The 19,090-nt window shown below is 70.7% G+C and carries 16 protein-coding genes; 5 read left to right on the top strand and 11 right to left on the bottom strand.

The window, feature by feature from the left end; translation table 11 throughout:
- Window positions 1-29 precede the first annotated feature (29 nt).
- The 5 genes from NCG93_RS18530 to NCG93_RS18510 form a co-directional block, all read right to left on the bottom strand.
- Entirely contained in the window at window positions 30-2,648 is a 2,619-nt protein-coding gene (locus tag NCG93_RS18530; RefSeq protein ID WP_241741597.1) for an FdhF/YdeP family oxidoreductase, read from the bottom strand.
- Between the two features lie 116 nt (window positions 2,649-2,764).
- Window positions 2,765-3,322: a signal peptidase I gene (gene lepB, locus NCG93_RS18525; protein ID WP_194413199.1), complete on the bottom strand. Its 558-nt coding sequence runs from the start codon at window positions 3,320-3,322 to the stop codon at window positions 2,765-2,767.
- Window positions 3,319-4,005 carry a DUF305 domain-containing protein gene (locus NCG93_RS18520; RefSeq protein ID WP_194413198.1) on the bottom strand — a complete coding sequence of 229 codons (687 nt, stop codon included), beginning with the start codon at window positions 4,003-4,005 and terminating at the stop codon, window positions 3,319-3,321. Before NCG93_RS18520 ends, lepB begins: the two co-directional genes overlap by 4 nt.
- 97 nt (window positions 4,006-4,102) lie before the next feature.
- On the bottom strand, window positions 4,103-6,058 hold the full coding sequence (locus tag NCG93_RS18515) for a copper amine oxidase (RefSeq protein ID WP_194413197.1): 1,956 nt from the start codon (window positions 6,056-6,058) through the stop codon (window positions 4,103-4,105).
- A 17-nt stretch (window positions 6,059-6,075) separates the two neighbouring features.
- Window positions 6,076-6,921 carry a hypothetical protein gene (locus tag NCG93_RS18510; RefSeq protein WP_194413196.1) on the bottom strand — a complete coding sequence of 282 codons (846 nt, stop codon included), beginning with the start codon at window positions 6,919-6,921 and terminating at the stop codon, window positions 6,076-6,078.
- A gap of 252 nt (window positions 6,922-7,173) precedes the next feature.
- Between NCG93_RS18510 and NCG93_RS18505 the strand changes: the two genes are divergently transcribed.
- Entirely contained in the window at window positions 7,174-8,613 is a 1,440-nt protein-coding gene (locus tag NCG93_RS18505) for an APC family permease (protein WP_194413195.1), read from the top strand.
- Window positions 8,610-9,356: an IclR family transcriptional regulator gene (locus NCG93_RS18500; protein WP_194413194.1), complete on the top strand. Its 747-nt coding sequence runs from the start codon at window positions 8,610-8,612 to the stop codon at window positions 9,354-9,356. The genes NCG93_RS18505 and NCG93_RS18500 overlap by 4 nt, the downstream gene beginning before the upstream one ends.
- Before the next feature lie 42 nt (window positions 9,357-9,398).
- Here the strand turns inward: NCG93_RS18500 and NCG93_RS18495 are convergent, their stop codons facing one another.
- The 3 genes from NCG93_RS18495 to NCG93_RS18485 all read right to left on the bottom strand — a co-directional run bounded on the left by NCG93_RS18495 (window position 9,399) and on the right by NCG93_RS18485 (window position 12,886).
- Window positions 9,399-10,088 (bottom strand): DUF305 domain-containing protein, encoded by a 690-nt coding sequence (locus NCG93_RS18495; protein WP_194413193.1) that lies wholly within the window; start codon window positions 10,086-10,088, stop codon window positions 9,399-9,401.
- 77 nt (window positions 10,089-10,165) lie between these two features.
- Complete coding sequence (locus NCG93_RS18490) at window positions 10,166-12,217, bottom strand: helicase HerA-like domain-containing protein (protein ID WP_194413192.1); 2,052 nt, start codon at window positions 12,215-12,217, stop codon at window positions 10,166-10,168.
- Between the two features lie 9 nt (window positions 12,218-12,226).
- The gene (locus NCG93_RS18485; RefSeq protein ID WP_194413191.1) at window positions 12,227-12,886 is read right to left on the bottom strand and encodes a phosphatase PAP2 family protein; all 660 of its coding nucleotides are present in this window, start codon (window positions 12,884-12,886) and stop codon (window positions 12,227-12,229) included.
- Between the two features lie 132 nt (window positions 12,887-13,018).
- On the opposite strand from NCG93_RS18485, the gene NCG93_RS18480 reads away from it, so the two are divergent.
- Window positions 13,019-13,519 (top strand): nitroreductase family deazaflavin-dependent oxidoreductase, encoded by a 501-nt coding sequence (locus tag NCG93_RS18480; RefSeq protein WP_194413190.1) that lies wholly within the window; start codon window positions 13,019-13,021, stop codon window positions 13,517-13,519.
- Window positions 13,520-13,525: 6 nt separating this feature from the next.
- Here NCG93_RS18480 and NCG93_RS18475 read toward each other — a convergent pair whose 3' ends face one another.
- The gene (locus NCG93_RS18475; RefSeq protein WP_194413189.1) at window positions 13,526-14,896 is read right to left on the bottom strand and encodes a multidrug effflux MFS transporter; all 1,371 of its coding nucleotides are present in this window, start codon (window positions 14,894-14,896) and stop codon (window positions 13,526-13,528) included.
- Between the two features lie 344 nt (window positions 14,897-15,240).
- On the opposite strand from NCG93_RS18475, the gene NCG93_RS18470 reads away from it, so the two are divergent.
- Both NCG93_RS18470 and NCG93_RS18465 read left to right on the top strand, forming a co-directional pair.
- Window positions 15,241-15,948: a thioredoxin-like domain-containing protein gene (locus NCG93_RS18470; protein ID WP_194413188.1), complete on the top strand. Its 708-nt coding sequence runs from the start codon at window positions 15,241-15,243 to the stop codon at window positions 15,946-15,948.
- A gap of 7 nt (window positions 15,949-15,955) precedes the next feature.
- Complete coding sequence (locus NCG93_RS18465; RefSeq protein ID WP_194413187.1) at window positions 15,956-16,630, top strand: DUF305 domain-containing protein; 675 nt, start codon at window positions 15,956-15,958, stop codon at window positions 16,628-16,630.
- 121 nt (window positions 16,631-16,751) lie between these two features.
- Here NCG93_RS18465 and NCG93_RS18460 read toward each other — a convergent pair whose 3' ends face one another.
- A complete protein-coding gene (locus tag NCG93_RS18460) occupies window positions 16,752-17,732 on the bottom strand; it encodes a carbohydrate ABC transporter permease (RefSeq protein ID WP_194413186.1) in 981 nt (326 codons plus the stop codon).
- Entirely contained in the window at window positions 17,732-19,072 is a 1,341-nt protein-coding gene (locus NCG93_RS18455) for a carbohydrate ABC transporter permease (protein ID WP_194413185.1), read from the bottom strand. Before NCG93_RS18455 ends, NCG93_RS18460 begins: the two co-directional genes overlap by 1 nt.
- Window positions 19,073-19,090 lie beyond the last annotated feature (18 nt).

Here is a 19,090-nt window from a genome sequence, read left to right as displayed (position 1 = left end):
GCCTCCAGCCTAGGCACGCGCCGGGCCCCTCATGCGCGACGCTCGAGTCGCACGATCACGGACTTGGAGGTGGGTGTGCCCGAGACATCGGCCACGGAGTCCAGCGGCACGAGCACGTTCGTCTCCGGGTAGTACGCGGCCGCGTTGCCACGGGGCGTGCGGTAGGCGACGATCCGGAACTCCTCGGCGCGGCGCTCCTCGAGCGTGCCGTCGGGCGACCGCCACTCCGACACCAGGTCGACGATGTCGTTCTCGGCGAAGCCCAGGTGCTCGATGTCCTTCGCGTTCACGAGCACGACCCGGCGTCCGCCGTGGATGCCGCGGTACCGGTCGTCCTTGCCGTAGATCGTGGTGTTGTACTGGTCGTGCGAGCGGAGCGTCTGCAGCAGCAGGCGCCCGCGCGGGATCCTCGGATACTCGAGCGGGTTGACGGTGAACTGCGCCCGGCCGTCGGCCGTCGCGAAGCGGCGCGCATCGCGGGGTCCGTTGGGCAGGTGCAGCGTGCGCCCCTTGTCGATGCGCTCCTCGTAGTCGTCGAATCCCGGGATCACCCGCGCGATGTGGGCGCGGATCCGGGCGTAGTCCGCCTCGAGCGCCGCCCAGTCCGCGTGCGGGACGTTGGACGGATGCCGCAACCCGGCCGGATCGGGACCGTCGGAGCGAGCCTCCTCGCGCGGTGACCGCTCGGGGTATCCGCGGTCGTGGCGCGCCGCGTCGGCAGCGTGCACCGCCGCATCCCCTGCCACGAGCGGAGGAGAGGTGTCGGCAGGAGCCTCGGCGTCCCGCGTGACGAGCGGAGGGGATGTGAGGAGAGGAGGAGCGGATGCCGCGAAACCATCCTCCGCTCGTGCCATCTCCTCCGCCCGTGACGACGTGCTGGCCCCGCCGGCACCCGCGGCCCGGCCGGAATCCGCGGCGCCGGCTCCGAACACGAGCGCACTCAGCCGGGCGACGATGGCGACCTCGCTGAGCAGTTCCTCGGACGGCGGGGCCAGGCGGCCCCGCGAGGCGTGGACCGCTCCCATCGAGTCCTCAACGGTGACGCGCTGCTCGCGGCCGCCGCGGCGGTCGCGGTCGGTGCGGCCCAGCGTCGGGAGGATCAGTGCCCGGCGCCCCGTGACGACGTGCGAGCGGTTGAGCTTCGTGGAGACGTGCACCGTCAGCCCGACGCGCGACATGCCGGCCTCGACGACCGCGGTATCGGGGGTCGCCGAGACGAAGTTGCCGCCCATGCTCATGAAGAACCGCACGCGGCCGTCGCGCATCGCGCGGATGGCGCCCACCGTGTCGAAGCCGTGCTCGCGCGGAGCGGCGAAGCCGAACTCCGTGTCGAGGGCGTCGAGGAACGCCGCCGACGGCTTCTCGTAGATGCCCACGGTGCGATCGCCCTGCACGTTGGAGTGCCCGCGGACCGGACACACGCCGGCGCCGGGGCGGCCGATGTTGCCCTGGAGCAGCAGCATGTTCACCACCTCGCGCAACGTCGGCACGGAGTGCTTGTGCTGGGTGAGTCCCATCGCCCAGCAGACGATCGTGGCCTTGGATGTGCGCACCGTCTCGGCGACCCGCCGCAACGACTTCTCGGGAAGGCCCGTGGCCGCGACGAGGTCGCGCCACGAGGCATCCGCCATGGCCTGCCGGTACGCATCGAAGCCGCTGGTGTGCGCCGCGATGAACTCGTGGTCGAGAACCGCGGCACCGGTCCCGGAGCCTGTCGAAGGGTCGATCTCGAGCAGGTGCTTGCCGATCGCCTGGAACAGCGCCTGATCGCCGCCGAGCCGGATCTGCAGGAACTGGTCGGCGAGCTTGGTGCCGCCGAACGCCACGCCCCGCACCGTCTGGGGGTTCTCGAACCGCATGAGCCCCGCCTCGGGCAGCGGGTTCACCGCGATGATCGTCGCGCCGCGCTGCTTCGCCTTCTCGAGCGCGGAGAGCATGCGGGGATGGTTCGTGCCGGGGTTCTGCCCGGCGACGATGAGCAGGTCGGCCTCGTGGATGTCGTCGATCGAGACGGTGCCCTTGCCGATGCCGATCGTCTCGGTCAGCGCCGAGCCGGACGACTCGTGGCACATGTTGGAGCAGTCGGGCAGGTTGTTGGTGCCCAGTCCGCGCACCAGCAGCTGGTACAGGAACGCCGCCTCATTGGACGTGCGACCCGACGTGTAGAACACCGCCTCAGCGGGGTCGTCCAGCGACCGCAGCTCATCCGCGACCAGGGCCAGCGCGTCGTCCCACGAGATGGGCCGGTAATGCGTCGCACCCTCCTCCAGCACCATCGGGTGGGTGAGCCGCCCCTGCTGACCGAGCCACCAGTCGTCGTGGCCGCGCAGCTCGTCCAGCGGGTGCGCGGCGAAGAAGTCGGGACCCACTCGGCGCAGCGTCGCCTCTTCGGCGACGGCCTTGGCGCCGTTCTCGCAGAACTCGGCGATGTGCCGCTTGTCCTCCTCGGGCCACGCACACCCGGGGCAGTCGAAGCCGTCCTTCTGATTGACGCGCAGCAGCGTCTGCACCGACCGCGACACGCCCATCTGGTCGTTCGCGATCTGCAGCGCGTGCAGCACCGCGGGCACGCCCACGGCCACCTTCTTGGGGGCGGTCGCGCGCACACGCGTCTCGTCGATGTCGGCTTTCGGGGGCTTCGTCGCCATGTCACCAGGCTATGCCTCGCGGAGGCATCGAGGGCGCCCCACAACGCATGAGCGGTACTGCTGCGGGTGGACGGATGCCGCGGCCCCCGGCATCCCGTCCGTGCGCGTCGTGCGCGCTAGCCGCCCCACCACGCACGAGCCGTGCCACGCAGGTCGTCGCGCGCGACGGCGCCATGCCCGGGCGCCGAGACCGATGCGCGGGAGTCGGAAGACGCGGCCCGGTTGTCGCCCATCACCCAGACAGCACCGTCGGGCACGGTGACGCGGAACGGGATGTCGCCGCCCGGCCGGACCGCACCGGCGTATACCTCCTCGACCGGAGTGCCGTTGAGGAGCAGCCGGCCGGTTCCCGCCTCGCAGCACACCACGACGTCGCCCGCGACGCCGACGACGCGCTTCACGAGGAGCGCGTCCGGTGTGCCCGACCATCCTTCGCGGTCGACGAGGAGCACGACGTCCCCGCGTGCGGGCATGCTCCATCGGTCGAACAGCACCGTGTCGCCGCTGTGGAGGGTCGGGTTCATGGAGTCGTTGCGCACGGTCGCGACGCCGAAGGCCGCGGCGAAGGCGAGCGCGGCGCCGGTGGAGATCAGGAGGGCGGCGAGCCCGACGAGCGCCCGTCGCCGGACGCCGAGCGGTCGGCCGACCACCGCCGAGCCGGCGACGACCGTCACGGCGCCTCGGCGAGGAGCGTTGTCATGGCCGCGATCTCGCGCTGCTGCTCGACGAGCACGTGCTTGCCGGACGACCGCACATACGCATTCGTCCCCTCACGGACCGCGCTCTCCGCCATCTCGAGCGCGCCCTCGTGGTGAGCGATCATCAGGTCGAGGAACATCCGGTCCGCGGCGCCGGCCTCGGCGGCATCGAGCGCGGCGAGCTGCTCGGCGCTCGCCATGCCCTTCATCTGCGTGTGCGGGTGATCGCCGCATCCCGTCGGCACGGTTCCGGCTGCGGGCTGTGCACCACCGTGACCCTCGTGGCCGCCACTCGGACCGCCGGCGGGGATCGCGCGGCGCCAGGCGTCCTGCCAGGCCCGCATCGTCTCGATCTCCGCGGTCTGGTCGGCCACGATGAATTCGGCGAGCGCCCGCGTGCGATCCCGGACGCCGGTCGCGCCGAGCACCAGGCTGCTGAGCTCGAGCGCCTGTTCGTGGTGCGGGATCATGCCCTCGATGTAGCAATGATCCTCGATGGTCGGGTAGGCGGCGGTGGCGGCATCCGTCCTCGCACCCGCGGCGGCTGCCTGTGGAGCCGACTCGGCGCCCGTCGTCAGGCTGAGCCCGACGGCGGCCGCTGCCACCGTCGCGGTCGACATGGCCAGCACGACGCCGAAGGCGGCGATACGACTGCGCATGAGGAGGACCTTTCAGCTCCGGATGCCGCGGGCGGAGGCTTCCGCGGCGAAAGGGTCCCGCGGGGCGACGCGATGAACGCGCCGCCCGCGGGTGGGATCAGGCCGCGGCCTGTCCCTTGTGCGCCTGCTGGCGACGCAGGTGCCACGACGTGGCCGCGAGTCCGGCTCCTGCCACCAGGAGCAGGATGCCCGACAGCGCCCAGTTGTTCGCGTCGGTGCCGGTCGTGGCGAGTGCGCCGAAGATGGCAGCCGGCGATGCGGACGCCACCGTGAACGATCCCTGCGCGACGGCCGACGAGGTCTGCCCGGTCAGCACCAGGGTGTGCTCGCCGGCAGGGGTACCCGACGGGACGACGAACTGGGCCGTCACGACGCCCTCGCTGTCCGCCACGAACGTGCCGACGTCGACGGGGTCGGAGTGCAGCACGGCGCTCACGGTCTCACCGGGGGTGAAGCCGCTGGCCGTCGCCGTCTGTGCGGCGCCGGGGGCGACCTCGGCGCTGCCGAACGTCACAGGTGCGGCCGCGGGCGCCGTGGAGCCCCCGTTGCCGTTGCCGTTGCCGTTGCCGTTGCCGTTGCCGTTCCCATTGCCGTTGCCGTTGCCGTTCCCGTTGCCGTTCCCATTGCCGTTGCCGTTGCCGTTCCCGTTGCCGTTCCCGTTGCCGGATTCGGTGGGCGTCGGCGTGGGCTCCGTCGTGGGCTCCGTCGTCGGCGTGGGCGTCGGCGACGCGGTGGGCGTCGGCGTGATGTTCGGGTTCGGCACCCCGCGCATGTCGCCGTTGACCCACTTGCGGCCCTCGGGGATGTTCGGGTTCTGCGCCGCGAAATCACGCGGATAGAGGGTGAAGCCCTGCCAGTGGATCGGCATCGGGCTCTGGTCCTCGTCGCGGTTGATGTGGTGGAAGCCCACGTTCACCCATGCCACCGGGTCTACGAGCGCCTCACCGTCGGCGATGTAGTCGCTGACCATCTGCCCCGCCTTCGACGGGATGAGGTTGTGGCTGGCGTGGATCTCGTCCGACTTGGCCGACGTGAACGCGATGTCGTAGTCCGTCTCGGGGTTGAGGTTGTACGCCTGGTCGCGGGGCACGGTGATCTCGTACGAGCGGGCGTGCCCGTCGGCGTTGATGCTCTCGGGGTTCACGACCCGGTACGCCTCGCGGTTCGAGCCCATGGTCTTGGTCTCGTTCGTGACCTGCGTGAGCTGCGTCTCGAGGATCGCGGTGTGACCGGTGTCGCCCGTGGTGCCGTACTCACCGGTCGGCGTGGTCGCGAACTTCTCGACCTGCTGGGTGGCGCCGGAGTCGAGGCCGAAGTCCACGCGCCAGAACGCCGAGTGGTAGTGGTTGACCGCGAAGTCCTCCTGACCCGGGGCGATCGGCCACCCCTGGTTGACGACGTCGACGTAGTCGTTGGGCGACAGGTCACCGGTCGCGCCGAGGCGCACCGAGATCTCGCCGTCGTCGTGGAAGCGGTACTCGGTCTGATACTCGTACCAGCCGATGCGCGACACGCTGTGCAGCACGAGGTCGGTGCCCTGCGCGGCGTACAGCGCATCGTTGGTGATGTTCGAGCGGTAGGCGAGACCCGAGTCCTCCTCGCCGATGCAGACGGCCGGGATCTCACCGCGGGTCGCGTCCACCCAGGCACTGTGCACCTCGCCGACCGGGCAGTCGACCGCCGCGATGGCCTGCAGGCGACGCCCGCCGACCTGGTAGGTGGTCACGTCGTTGTACTCCGTGGCGCCGGTGTCGTACGGCACGTTGAGCTGGGCGAGCGCGATGGAGTCGAGTACGAGGATCGGCGCCGCGTCGTCGCGCGGCTGATATGCGATCTTGTCGAGGACGAGACCGCGATACGTGTCGAGGCGCCAGCACATCTGCCAGCTGGATCCGGATTCGAGGGTCTTCGAGACGAGGGAGTCGCCGGAGCAGGATGCCTCGGTGACGGTCTGGGCGGAGGCCGCGGCCGGTGCGGACAGCACGAGGCCGCCGGCCAGCAGCGCCATCGCGGTGCCCGCGCCGAGCAGCCGGCGGAGGGGGTTTCGTTTCATCGGGAGGGTCTCCAGGGTCATGAGATGGACAGGACGGCCCGCGTCGACAGGTTGACGACGTAGGTGCTGGTGGTGAGGAACGCGCCGCCGTCGACCTGGGCGAGCAGCTGCACGCACCGGTCGACGCCGCACGACTCGGCACCGAAGGATCCGGCATCCGTGACGAACGAGTGGGCGGTGAGGAGGACCTCGGCAGATGCCGGGGTCAGGACAGAGCCGCCGGTCAGCGCAGCGAACTCGTCGACGACCGGCTGGGCCGCATCGGAGTCGAGCAGCAGCTCCCACGCGAGCGAGGTCTCGGCATCTGTCGGTGCGGGCTGCGTGCCCGACGCGCGGTCCACGGCCTCGACGGCTCCGGTCGTCGCGTTGACGATCATGCTGACCGTCTCGTTGGTGGCGTAGTCGTAGTACAGCGAGAGGAGGCGCCGCTGTCCGTCGGCGTACGCCTGCGGGTCGGCCACATCGGTCGAGAGGAACTGCAGTCCGGGCTCGCCGAACACGTCGACGCCGGCCGCGAACGCCGCGTCCTGCGCACCCACGAAGCGGACGTACTCGACTTCGGCGCCGGACAGCGCGTCGTAGGCGGCCGCGATCGTCGCCGGCTTGGCGACTTCCTCGGCCTTCTCGGGCGCGTCCTCGTCCGTGCTGTCGGCGGCGATGGGGGTGGATGCCGTGGTCGCGGGCGATGAGGTCGCCTGCACGGCGGTCTGGGTGGCGAAGACGAGCGCGACCGCGGCAGCCGCCGCGGCGACCGCGGAGCCGATGCCGAGAGCGCGCGGGGTGAGCAGTCGGCCGCGGCGTGTCGGCCGCTGCCGCGAGGGGGGCGGCGAGTCCCCCTCGGGAGAGAGCTGTTGTTCGGTCACAGGATTCCTTTCGACGGCGATGACACGGCTCGCACCCGCATCGGGGCCGATTCTTCGCCCGCGCCGTTTCGCCGTCGTACGAGGCCGCGAACGTCGGGCGAAATCCTCCTGAGACGACCTCGGCCGATTCCGGTCCGCGGATCCCACGTCGTGTCACGCGGCCGAAACACGGCCCGCCGTTTCCGGCAACGCGGGCCGGGTAGCGTCGCGCCCAGCCGCACCGCGGCGAGCGCCGGCTACGGAGGAGGACGCGTGAGCACTGCACTCGCGGACGCGATCGAGCAGGCGCGGCCGAGGCACGACCTCGGGTCCAGCTCGCCCTTCGCGGGCCTGCGCCGTCGTCACGCCCGCACGATCGACGTCGTCGCGCAGTCCGTGGCGGCCACCGCGCCCGCCGGCGTCCTGCTCATCCACCCCGCCGCCGCCTACGCGCGCAGCGGATCCTTCGCGTTGCTCGACATCGCGATCACGATCACTCTCGTGGTGGGCGTCGGGCTGGTGATCGGCATGTTCGCGCGCCGGATCGCGAGCACGGGCTCCCTGTACACCTTCGCGGCCCGCGGCCTCGGGTCCCACGTCGGCCTCGTCACCGGCGCCGCCCTGGGCATCGGATATCTGGCCGTCGCCATGAACACGCTGGCGTCGGGCTCGCAGCGACTCGCGAACATCCTGAGCGGCGGAACCGCTCCCCCGTGGCTCGTCGTCGTCCTCATCACCGGGTTCGGCGGCATCATCGCCCTGGTCGTCGCCCGCGGGCTGCGGATGTCGACGCGCATGCTGCTCGTGCTCGAGTCGATCGCTGTGGCGACGGTGCTGGTGCTCTCGCTCGTCGCCCTCAGCCTCACACGGTGGGATCTGGGGCTGCTCGTGCCCCGCCCCTCGGACTTCTCGATCGAGGCCGTCATCACGGGCGTCGCGTTCGCCCTGATCGGATTCGTCGGGTTCGAGAGCGGCGCGGCGCTCGGTCCGGAGACGCGCCGTCCCTTCGCGGCGGTGCCCCGCGCCCTGATGGTCAGCGTGGGGGCGACGGGCCTGGTCATGCTCGTCGGGACGGCCGCACAGCTGTCCATCGTGGCGGAGCGGCCGGGCGCGGCATCCCTCGCCGCCGTGACGGGCCTGTCGGGCCTCATCGACGTCATCGTGGCGATCTCCTTCCTCGCGTGCGCGCTGGCGATGACGAATGCGGCGACGCGGCTCGGCTTCGCGATGAGCCGCGAGGGTCTGCTGCCGGTGGTCTTCGGCCGCGTCTCTGGCCGGGGCGTGCCCGCCGTCGCCGGCATGCTGCTCGCCGCGGTGGTGACGGCGGTGCCCGTCGTGATCCTCGCGATCGGCGGCAGCCGGCAGGACATGCGGATCGTCACCTCGCCCGCCTCGATCATCGGGTTCGTGCTGGCCTACGCGCTGGTGTGCGCGGCGGCGCCGGTCTTCCTCGCCCGGATCGGCGAGCTCACAGTCCGTGCGGTGGCCATCAGCGCCTTACCCCTCGCGGGGCTCGTCTGCGTGCTGGGGTTCTATCTCGTCGCGACGGTGCGTGACAACCCGGGCGGCCTGCTGTGGGCGAGCGGGATCCTCGCCGTCGTCGTCGGCGCCGGCTCGCTGCGGCTGGCGCGCCACCCGCGGGTGGCGGCCCGGATCGGCGTGCACGACTGGCCCGTCGACTCGGACTGCATCGAAGGGCCGGCGCGGACGTGAGCGGCGGGGGTCTCGCGGGCGACACCCGGCTCCCGGAGAAGGGCCTCGGCCTCGCGCTGGAGATCCTGGAGCAGGTCGCGCGCGACGACCGTGGCGCGTCGGCGGCCGAGATCGCCCGCGCCGTCGGCGCCCCGCGGGCGACCGTCTACCGCGTGGTCAACTCGCTGGTCCGTGACGAGTACCTCGTACGGCGAGCGGACTTCTCGGGTTTCCTCCTCGGCACGCGGGTGCTCGAGCTCGCCGCGATCGTCGGCGCCCGCACGCGACCGGCCCACGCCGCGGTCGTGGAGCGCCTCCGCACCGAGACGGGCGAAGCGGTGCACCTGTTCGCCTTCCACCGCTCCGGGCTCCTGGTGCTCGACGAGGACGCGGCCCAGCCGCTGTCGGACCCCGACGTGCTGCTCGCCGACCCCACTCGATCGGCGATCGGCCACCTCTGGCTGGTCGCGCATCCCGACCGGCGCCTGCCGCAGGCGCCGAGCTGGCGGACCGACGCGGCGCCCGGCGACGTCCGCGCCATCCACGAGGCGTACGCGGTGCGCGGCTACACCGAGCAGGTCGCGCTGCTCAGGTCCGACCGCGGGTGCCTCGCCGTCCCCATCCACGACGACGCCGCCCGTCCCGTCGGAGCGGTGACCCTGTCGACCTCCCTCTCACGCGTCTCGATCGCGGCACGCCACGTCGGCGCGCTGCGCGACGCGGCGCGCGCGCTCGCTCCGATCGGCGCGCTCAGCGACTGGTGACCCGGGAACGACGGATGCCGCGGCATCCGTCACCGCCCGCGATCACAGCTCCCGCGCGAGGATGCCGTCGATGATGGCCGCGTCGGAGGCGGCCTGCTCGAGCACCTGCTGCGCCGACTCCACGACCGCCGGATGCGGCTCGCCGTCGAGGATCAGGTTCACGAGCGCCACCATGCCCGCGTTCTGGTCGCGGAGGATCTCCGCGAACCGGCGTTCGGCGTCGGGATGCCGGGCGTCGACGAAGCCCTGCAGCGTGCTCCACGACGGCATGCCCGGCATCTGGGCGTGGTCGGCCCCGTGACCGCCGCACGGGCCGTCGGCGGGCGGCTCGAGCGGGCGGGCGTCCACCCACGAGACGTACCACTCGCGCAGCTCGGCGAGGTCGTCCTCGTCTCGGGCCGCGATGCCGGTGGCGAAGCCGCTCGCCTCGGCATCGAGCCCCTCCTTGCGCAGCAGCGTCTGTGCGAGCTCCTGCTCCTTGACGCGGTAGTAGATCATCGCCTCGACGTAGCAGTAGTCGTCGGCTGTCACCGGGATCGAGGGCGACGGGGATGCCGAGGCCGTCGCGTTCGTGCCGGGCGACGCCGCGGGGCGCGCGCCGGCGCCGGCCGTCGTTGCGGCGACCGCGAGCGCGACCCCCGCCGCAGCGGTCGCCATGGCGAGCGTCAACGCGACGATGGCGACAGCTCTGCGGCGCACGGGGGCCTTCCGGATCGGAGCGATCCCGCTCACGCCGCGCCTCGTGCCGTCGCGTCACAGCGCTTTGCGCCGTGAGGACTCGGGGACGTGGGCCGGCGGATCGGGATGCGTCAGCGCCTACCGGTGCCGAAGATCCCGCGGATCACTCCCCCGAGGATAGTCTGCGTCGACTTGGAGTTCAGGATCTGGTCGAGCGGCGACTTCTGGCTCGATCGCGAGGTGCGCGTCGTGCCGGCCGTCTTCTTGAGCAGCCTCTCGTACTCCTGCTGCGCCTTCTTCTCGGCCGCAGCGCTCGCCTTGTCGGCGGCGGTCTGCTGCTTGTCGATCGCGGCCTTCTGTTTCGCGTACTCGGCGTCGGCCTTCGCCTTCGCAAGGGCCGCGTCCTCGGCGGCGGCGGCATCGTCGGCGGCCTTCATCTTCGCGGCGAGGACCTCGCGCGCCGACTCGCGGTCGATGGCCGTCCCGTACTTCGCCAGGAGGGTGGATGCCTTCACCGCAGCCTCGATCGCAGGGTCGGGCGTCGGCGACATGAGTCCCTGCGGCGCGCGCAGCCGTGTCCACGCGACCGGGGTGGGGGCGCCCTTCTCGCTCATGACGGTGACGATGGCCTCGCCGGTGCCGAGCTCCTGCAGCACCCGCTCGAGGTCGTAGCCGGATCTTGGGTAGGTGCCGACGGTCGCGCGCAGCGCCTTCGCGTCATCGGGGGTGAACGCGCGCAGCGCGTGCTGCACGCGCGAGCCCAGCTGCGCCAGCACGTCCGAGGGCACGTCCTTCGGCGTCTGCGTCACGAAGAACACCCCGACGCCCTTCGACCGGATGAGCCGCACGGTCTGCACGATCGCCGACAGGAAGTCCTTCGAGGCGTCCTTGAACAGCAGGTGCGCCTCGTCGAAGAAGAAGACGAGCTTCGGCTTGTCGGCGTCGCCGACCTCGGGGAGGATCTCGAACAGCTCGGCGAGCAGGTACATCAGGAACGTCGAGAACAGCGCCGGCTTGTCGATCACCCCCGGCACCTCCAGCAGGCTGATGATGCCGCGCCCGTCCGGTGCCGTGCGGATGAAGTCGGCCACGTCGAACTCCGGCTCGCCGAAGAACACGTCGGCTCCGGCATCCGCGAACGTGATCAGCTCGCGCAGGATCACGCCCGCCGTCGCCGCCGAGAGCCCGCCGAGCTCCTTGAGCTCGGCCTTGCCCTCGTCGCTGGTGAGATGGCTGAGCACGGCCCGCAGATCCGACAGGTCGACGAGCGCGAGGCCGTTGGCGTCCGCGTAGTGGAAGACGAGGCCGAGGCTCGACTCCTGCGTGTCGTTCAGCCCCAGCACCTTGCTCAGCAGCAGCGGGCCGAAGCCCGACACCGTCGCCCGCACCGGAACGCCCTTGCCGATGCCGCCCAGCGCGAAGTACTCGGTGGCGGATGCCTCGGGCTTCCAGTCCTGCCCGATCGCCTGCGTCCGCGCGAGCAGCTTCTCGCTCGGCTCCCCCGGCGTCGCGACACCCGACAGGTCGCCCTTGATGTCGGCGGCGAACACCGGCACACCCTTCGCCGCGAGCTGCTCGGCGAGTCCCTGCAGCGTGCGGGTCTTGCCCGTCCCAGTGGCCCCGGCGACGAGGCCGTGGCGATTCATCATGCCGAGCGGGATGCGGATCTGCGCCGACGACACCGGGTCGCCGTTGAGCAGGGCGCCGAGGTCGAGAGTGGTCTCCTCGAACGTGTAGCCGGACGCGATCTTGTCGACGTCCTGTTGCGTCAGAGGACCGGTCTGCGGCGGCGGGGCGGTCGGTGAGGAGGAGGGCTCCTGCGTCTGCGAGGCCGAGCTGGGCGCTCGCGCGGGCTCTGGGGCCGTCGCACCCGAGGTCTGCCCGGCCGTCGGGGCGGCAGCTGATGCTGCGCCGTCCGACGAGGCCGGAACAGCGACCACGGGCTCGGCGGCAGCCGGAGACGCGGCGCCGGTCGCCCTGGCCTTGGCGGCGGCGGCCTCGGCGGCGGCGAGCGCGGCCCGGGCCTGTGCGGCCTTGAGCTGCGCCTCGGCCGCATCCGCCTCCGCACGCAACCGGGCGAGCTCGGCCTCCGCGGCCAGGACGGCCGGATCGGTCGCTGTGGAATCAGGCGCTGTGGAATCAGGCGCTGCGGAATCAGGCGCTGCGGAATCGGGCGCGGTCATGCGCTCAGCCTAGCCAGCGGCCCTCGCCGCGACAGCCGACCCCTCCCGTGCCATCGGCAGCGCGAACGCGGCCGCCACCAGCAGCGCCGCCCCCGCACCTATCAGGGCGCCGCCCAACGTGTCGCTCAGCCAATGCGCGTGCAGGTAGGTGCGACTGAACGCCATGAGCAGCACCCAGGCGGCGCCCACGATGGCCACCCACAGCCGGGGGAAGATCACGGTGGCCGCCACCGCGATGGTGGCGGCGTTCGCCACATGCCCCGACGGGTACGAGCCGTAGTCCGACAGCACGAGGATGTCTTCCGGCCGCACCCGCCCGAAGAGGTGCTTGAGCACCTGCACCCCTGCGGCCGACACCGCCTCAGCGGCCAGGAAGTAGGCAGCGGCCCACGGCCGCCGCAGCACGATGAGCGCGACCGCCCCGGCGATCGGCACCAGGAGGACGCCGAACCAGCCGCCGCCGACGAAGTCCATGAAATGAGCGAACCCGGTGATGACGGGACGCCACCACTCGCCCATGAGCGCGTTCCACGCGGTGTCGACGGCGAACGGCTCATCGCCGCGCGAGAAGATCCACCACCCCAGCAGACACGACAGCACCACCAGTGACGACCCGGCGAGCAGGTAGGCGATGACGGGGACGGCGACCCGCCGCTCTGTCGTGGTCATCGCCCCATTGTGCCTGTCACCTCGCGACATCGACCTCATCCGGGCTTTTTCCGTGCACCCTTGACAATCTCTTCGGCGGGGGCGCGTCGTCCTCCCGTGACAGCGTCGGTGTCGTCGGGCAGGATGGGCGCCATGCCATCACGGGCCGTCGACATCGTCCGCACCCTCGTCGCGCCGCTCACGCGCACCCGGGTGTTCCGCCGTGTCCTGGGTCCGCTGCTGCTGCCGCCGGTCGAGCGCTTCGTCGGGTGGATCTCGCACGGGCGCGTGCAGGTGAGCGCACTGCTCGTGCCGTCGCTCGTGCTTCACACGATCGGCGCGAAGTCGGGCGAGCCCCGCGACGCCGCGCTGATGTACACGCCCGACGGCCAGGGTCGCGCGATCGTCGCGGGTACGAACTTCGCCGGTGCCCGCCATCCGGCATGGACGAACAACCTGCTGGCCCACCCGGATGCCGAGATCACGGTGCGCGGACGCCGCATGCTGGTGCACGCGAGTCCCGTGCCCGCTGCCGAACGCGACGCCGTCTGGGCACGCATCGAGGCGCAGTGGCCCGGCTACCGCAACTACGAGCGCGAGTCCGGGCGCACCGTGCGCCTGTTCCGCCTGCAACCCGTCGCGCACGCGGACTGACTCCGATCAGGGCGCGAGACGCTCCACGGTGCGCGGCCGCACGATGAGCCACAGCGACAGCAGGCCCACCACCGCGCACCCGACCATCACCGAGGCCATCGTGGTGGCGGTGATGCCGGCATCCTTCGCGATCCATCCCACCAGCGGCGAGATGATGCCCGCGACGCCGAAGTTGGTGGCGCCGACGATCGACTGCGCCGTGCCCGCCGCCTTGCCGTGGCGGTCGAGCGCCAGCACCTGCACGCACGGGAACGTGAAGCCACAGCCCGTCATGAAGACGAAGAGCGGCACGATGGTGCCCCACAGCCCGAGCCCGAGCTGGTCGGTGACGATGATGGCGGATGCCGCCACCACGAGCACAGCCGTCGACCAGGCCATCACCCACTGCGGGCCGAACCGGGCAGCCAGGCGCGATGCGGCCTGCACGCCGAGCACGACGCCGAGCGAGTTGACGGCGAACATCAGGCCGTACTCCTGGGCGCTCAGGCCGTAGTCGAGCTGAAAGAGGAACGACGAGCTCGACAGGTACGAGAACAGCCCAGAGAACGTCATCCCGCCGATGATCAGCACGCCGATGAAGACCCGGTCGCTGAAGACGCTCCGGTAGCGCTGCCACACCGTGGTGGAGCCTCGCTCGCGGCGGCGCGCGGGCGGCAGGGTCTCGGGGAGGAACACGAGCGCCGAGACGAGCATGACGGCGCCGTACACCGCGAGCACCACGAAGACGCCGCGCCACGGCATGACGGCCAGCAGCGCCGAGCCCACGAGGGGCGCGAGCACCGGGGCGACGCCCGAGACGAGCGCGAGGCGCGACAGCATCACCACGAGTCGGCGACCGCCGAACAGGTCCCGCACGATCGCTGCGGCCACGACGCCGCCCGCCGCCGCGCCTGCGCCCTGGAACACCCGCGCGACCGACAGCAGCTCGAGGGTGGGGGCGAGGGCGGCGGCCACGCTGGCGACGACGTGGAGCGCGGTCACCGAGAGCAGCGGCACCCGCCGACCGACCTTGTCGCTCAGCGGGCCGACGATGAGCTGACCGAGCGCGAACCCGATCATCGTCCCGGTGAGGGTGAGCTGGATCATCGCGGCCGTGGTGTCGAAGTCGGCCTCGAGCACCGGGAACGCCGGTAGGTAGAGGTCGATCGTGAAGGGGCCGAGCGCTGTCAGCGCTCCGAGCAGCACGATGTAGAGGACGCGTCGGCGATGCGGGATCGAGTCGCCCGGGTGCAGCACGATCGGCGCGGTGGCCGGGTTGCTCCCGAGCGTTCGGATGGCACCCGTGGTCGTCGGGTGCGGGTGCGGCTTCGGGTCAGCAGGCTGCTGGTCGGCGCGGGGCTGGGGTTTCTGGACGGGGAGCGATGCGGTGTCGAGCAACAGTGGGTTTCGTTTCGTGGCGGGGTTTCGACGGTCGGCGTGCGAGGGCGGCTTGGCATGGACTTCGCGTCATGCGGGCGGAGCCAAGACCGAGGTAAAAGGGTCCGGCGCTGCCGATCGGCACCAGGACACAGGCGGACGACCGTGAAAGGTCGAATCGATTCGAGCCCATGATATCGGATGCTTCCCCTCGACCGCATCCATCGGCAGGGTCGCCGCGCTGTCGGCGCCTTCTCAGGGCCACGACACATGCGCTCGCATAGGATGAAAACAACCCGTCACCCGCTTCTGCGGCACGTCGCGGGCGCCCAGACCCCTGTTATCGATTGGCAGAGATCACGAGCATGACCCCGACCACCGACAAGCGCGCGAGCGGCAACCCGGCCACGCAGGCGAAGATCGACCTCACCGTCAAGCAGCAGCGCGAGCAGAAGCGCCAGGAGAAACTGGCCGAGTACCAGAGGCAGCTCGCCAAGCGGCGACGCAGCAAGCTCGTGTGGTGGATCGTCGGCTCCGTCGCCGCGATCCTCGTCATCGCGGCGATCGTCGCATCCATCGTCTTCGCTCCCGCCCCGGCACCGACCTACGATCGCGGCGCCGGCGACGGCAGCGGCATCGAGGGCGTCGAGACGTTCGAGAACACGGCGAACCACGTCGAGGGCAGCGTCGACTACCCGCAGACGCCGCCGGCCGGCGGCGACCACAACGCCGTCTGGCTGAACTGCGGCGTGTACACCGAGCCGGTGCCCAACGAGAACGCCGTGCACGACCTCGAGCACGGTGCGGTGTGGGTCACGTATGACCCCGCTCAGGTGTCGGACGGCGACGTGGCGAAGCTCGAAGCGCTGCTTCCCTCGACCTACTCGGTGCTCTCGCCGTACGAGGACATGGACACCCCGATCGCGGTGAGCGCCTGGAACGCGCAGCTGAAGGTCGACTCCGCCGACGACGCGCGCATCAAGGAGTTCATCACGGCGTACTGGCACTCGACCAACGCTCCGGAGCCCAACGCGCTCTGCACCGGCGGACTCGACGCGCCGGGCAAGAAGTAGCTCGCACGTGTCGGACGAGGCGCCGACGGCGGGCACCCGGCGTTGGCTGGTCATCGGCGTCGCTCTCGTCCTGATCGCCGCGCTGGGCTTCGCGGTCGGGCGGTTCTCGACGTTCGGCTCGCAGACCGTCGCCACCACCCCCGGCACCGCTTCGCCTGAGGCCGGGTTCTCCCGCGACATGCAGGTGCACCACGCGCAGGCGATCGAGATGGCGATGCAGATCTACCGCAAGACCGACGACGACGAACTGCGCATGCTGTCGTACGACATCGCCACCGGCCAGGCCGGCCAGCGCGGCGAGATGTTCGACTGGCTCGTACAGTGGGGGCTCCCGCAGTCGGGCGGACCGATGATGCAGTGGATGGATCCCGCCACCGGCGAACACGATCACGGAGGCGCGTCGGGCGAGCCGATGACCGAGGACGAGGCCCGCGAAGCCATGGGCATGGCATCCGCGGACGAGATGGCCGCACTGGAGTCGGCCACCGGCCAGGAGGCGGACTGTCTGTTCCTGTCGCTCATGATCCGCCACCACGAGGGAGCGATCCCGATGGCCCAGGCGCTCCTCGACCTCGGCACCGACCCCCGCGCACTCGAGGTCGCGCAGGCCATCAAGAACGGCCAGACCTCCGAGATCGACGCGATGCGGTCGATCCAGAACCGCCTCGGCTGCTCGGGCTGAGGTCGGCTCACCTCGCGGGCACCGGCTGATTGCGGCACGGTCGGAGAGCACGCCCGCAGACGGATGCCGCGACCCGGCGTCGATCGCCAGGTCGCGGCATCCGTCTGCTTCGTCTGCCGGGTCAGCCCTTCGTCGCGCCGGCCAGCAGGCCGCGCACGAAGAACCGCTGCAGCGAGAGGAACACGATCACCGGCACGATGAGCACGAGGAACGCGCCCGCCGACACCAGGAACCACTGATCGCCCCACGACCCGGAGAGCGAGTTCAGGGTCTGCGTCATCGGCAGCGACGACGAGGGCGCGAAGATCGTCGCGACCAGCAGGTCGTTCCAGACCCAGACGAACTCGAGGATCGCGAACGACGCGAGCGCCGGCGTGGCGAGCGGCAGGATGATCCGGAAGAAGATCTGCCCGTGCCCCGCGCCGTCCACGCGTGCCGCCTCGATCACGTCGGACGGGATCTCGGCGATGAAGTTGTACAGCAGGAAGATCGCGAGCGGCATCGCGAACATCACGTGCGCGATCCACATCGTCGCGAAGCTGTGATCGACGTCGCGCATCTCCAGCCCCGGGAACACCGTGACGTCGCCGAACTCGAGCCCGCGCGAGAACAGGCTCAGCAGCGGCACCAGTGCCATCTGGATGGGGACGATCTGCAGCGCGAAGACGGCGACGAAGATGACGCCCCGGCCCTTGAAGTCCATCCACGCGAAGGCGTACGCGGCGAGCGCTGCGATCGCGAGCACGAAGACGGTCACCGGGATCGTGATCGCGAGCGAGTTGAGGAACGACTCGCCGAGCGTGAGCGCCGTGCCGCCGGAGGTGAGGGCCGCCTGGTAGTTGCCGAGGACGAAATCTGGGTTCGTGAAGACGGTCCACCACCCCGACGACGCCGAATCCGCGCCCGGACGGAACGACGTGATCAGCAGTCCGAGCGTGGGGATGGTCCACAGGAACGCGATCGCGATGGCGACCACCGTGGCGATGGGCGACGTCATCCGCTTCTGGGCCTGCGCCTCGCTGCGACGCGTCTCGCGCGCGACCTTGCGTGCGCTGGCTCTGTCGAACTGCGGGCTCGGCTTCTTCTCGTCGACGGCGGTCATCACCGCACCTCCCTCTGCCTGCGCAGCTGCCTGACGTTGTAGATGATCAGCGGCGTGACGAAGATGAAGATCAGCACCGCCAGCGCCGCCGCGTGCCCGTAGCTCTGGAACCGCTGCTGCTGGTTCACCATCTCGAAGCCCAGCACCGTCGAGTTGGACCGGCCTCCGGTCATCACCGCCACGATGTCGTACAGCTTGAGGGCGGCGATGGTGACCGTGGTGAGCACGATGACGATCGCCGTGCGGATGCCCGGCACGGTGACGTTGGTGAACCGCTGCCACGCGTTGGTGCCGTCGAGCTGCGCGGCCTCCATCTGCTCGGCCGGCACCGCCTTGATCGCGGCGGAGAGCACCACCATCGCGAAGCCGGTCTGGGCCCACACGAACGCGAAGAGCAGGCAGAACGTGTTGACGAGCGGCCAGACGTCGAGCCACCTGACCGGTTCTCCGCCGAACGCCACGACGAGCGCGTTCAGGATGCCGATCTGCTCGCCCTGCCGGTAGTCGTACACGAACTTCCAGATGAGGCTGATGCTCACCGGCGCGATCGCGAAGGGGATGAAGACAAGGATCTTGAGGATGCGGTCGCCGCGTGCCCGCTCCATGAAGGCGGCGTAGGCCAGCCCGACGACCGTCGAGAAGACCGGCGCGAAGATCGCCCAGATCAGCGTGTTGATGATCGACCAGAACCCCTGCGGGTTCGTGAACGCCCACACATAGTTGTCCATGCCGACGAAGTTGTCGCCGGTCTTGTCGAAGAACGACTGGATGATCGTCGCGATCGAGGGGTAGATGAGGCCCATCAGGATCAGGATCGCCGCGGGGGCGAGGAACAGCGTCAGCTGGTACAGATACCCCGCGCCTTCGCGCGCACGGTAGTCGGCGTAGAAGAGCAGACCGCCCGCGATGAGAGCGATCGGGATCACGTAGATGACCGCGTTCTGGTACGGCCGCAGCATCATGAACGCCAGGAGCGGGATCGCGAAGCACGAGATCAGCCGCAGCCAGAAGTAGCCCCTGCCCTGGCGGGGCGCGTACTCGATGAGTACGAGAAGGATCCCGACCACGACCGCGAAGATCAGCAGGACGATCGGGATCTGCACGATCGGCCCCAGGTTGCCGATCCATTGGAAGAACGAATTGAACGAGAATCCCAGCGAGGTCGGCCGCGCATCGGGAGCCGGCGGGCTGAGGAAGAGGAAGATCAGCAGCGCCGCGATCAGGATGAAGCCGATCGTGACGACGAGCCGTGTGGTCGTCCGCGAGGGCGGCTTCCTGCCGCCGCGCTCGGACGGCGGCGCTGCTTCCGCCTGCGCCGTCGTGGATGTGGTCTGAGACATGTTCTGCCTTTCCCCCGT

Origin of the sequence: Microbacterium yannicii (genome assembly GCF_024055635.1) — a bacterium.
Taxonomy (GTDB): domain Bacteria; phylum Actinomycetota; class Actinomycetes; order Actinomycetales; family Microbacteriaceae; genus Microbacterium; species Microbacterium yannicii.
Note: the sequence above shows the minus strand (reverse complement) of the source record. Positions and strands in the feature narration are given on the sequence as shown.

What these genes read in the sequence shown, in the direction of transcription:
- NCG93_RS18530 (WP_241741597.1), bottom strand. Translation starts at nt 2,648, where the DNA reads ATGGCGACGAAGCCCCCGAAAGCCGACATCGACGAGACGCGTGTGCGC.
- NCG93_RS18520 (WP_194413198.1), bottom strand. Translation starts at nt 4,005, where the DNA reads ATGCGCAGTCGTATCGCCGCCTTCGGCGTCGTGCTGGCCATGTCGACC.
- NCG93_RS18515 (WP_194413197.1), bottom strand. Translation starts at nt 6,058, where the DNA reads ATGAAACGAAACCCCCTCCGCCGGCTGCTCGGCGCGGGCACCGCGATG.
- NCG93_RS18490 (WP_194413192.1), bottom strand. Translation starts at nt 12,217, where the DNA reads ATGACCGCGCCCGATTCCGCAGCGCCTGATTCCGCAGCGCCTGATTCC.
- NCG93_RS18485 (WP_194413191.1), bottom strand. Translation starts at nt 12,886, where the DNA reads ATGACCACGACAGAGCGGCGGGTCGCCGTCCCCGTCATCGCCTACCTG.
- NCG93_RS18480 (WP_194413190.1), top strand. Translation starts at nt 13,019, where the DNA reads ATGCCATCACGGGCCGTCGACATCGTCCGCACCCTCGTCGCGCCGCTC.
- NCG93_RS18470 (WP_194413188.1), top strand. Translation starts at nt 15,241, where the DNA reads ATGACCCCGACCACCGACAAGCGCGCGAGCGGCAACCCGGCCACGCAG.
- NCG93_RS18460 (WP_194413186.1), bottom strand. Translation starts at nt 17,732, where the DNA reads ATGACCGCCGTCGACGAGAAGAAGCCGAGCCCGCAGTTCGACAGAGCC.
- NCG93_RS18455 (WP_194413185.1), bottom strand. Translation starts at nt 19,072, where the DNA reads ATGTCTCAGACCACATCCACGACGGCGCAGGCGGAAGCAGCGCCGCCG.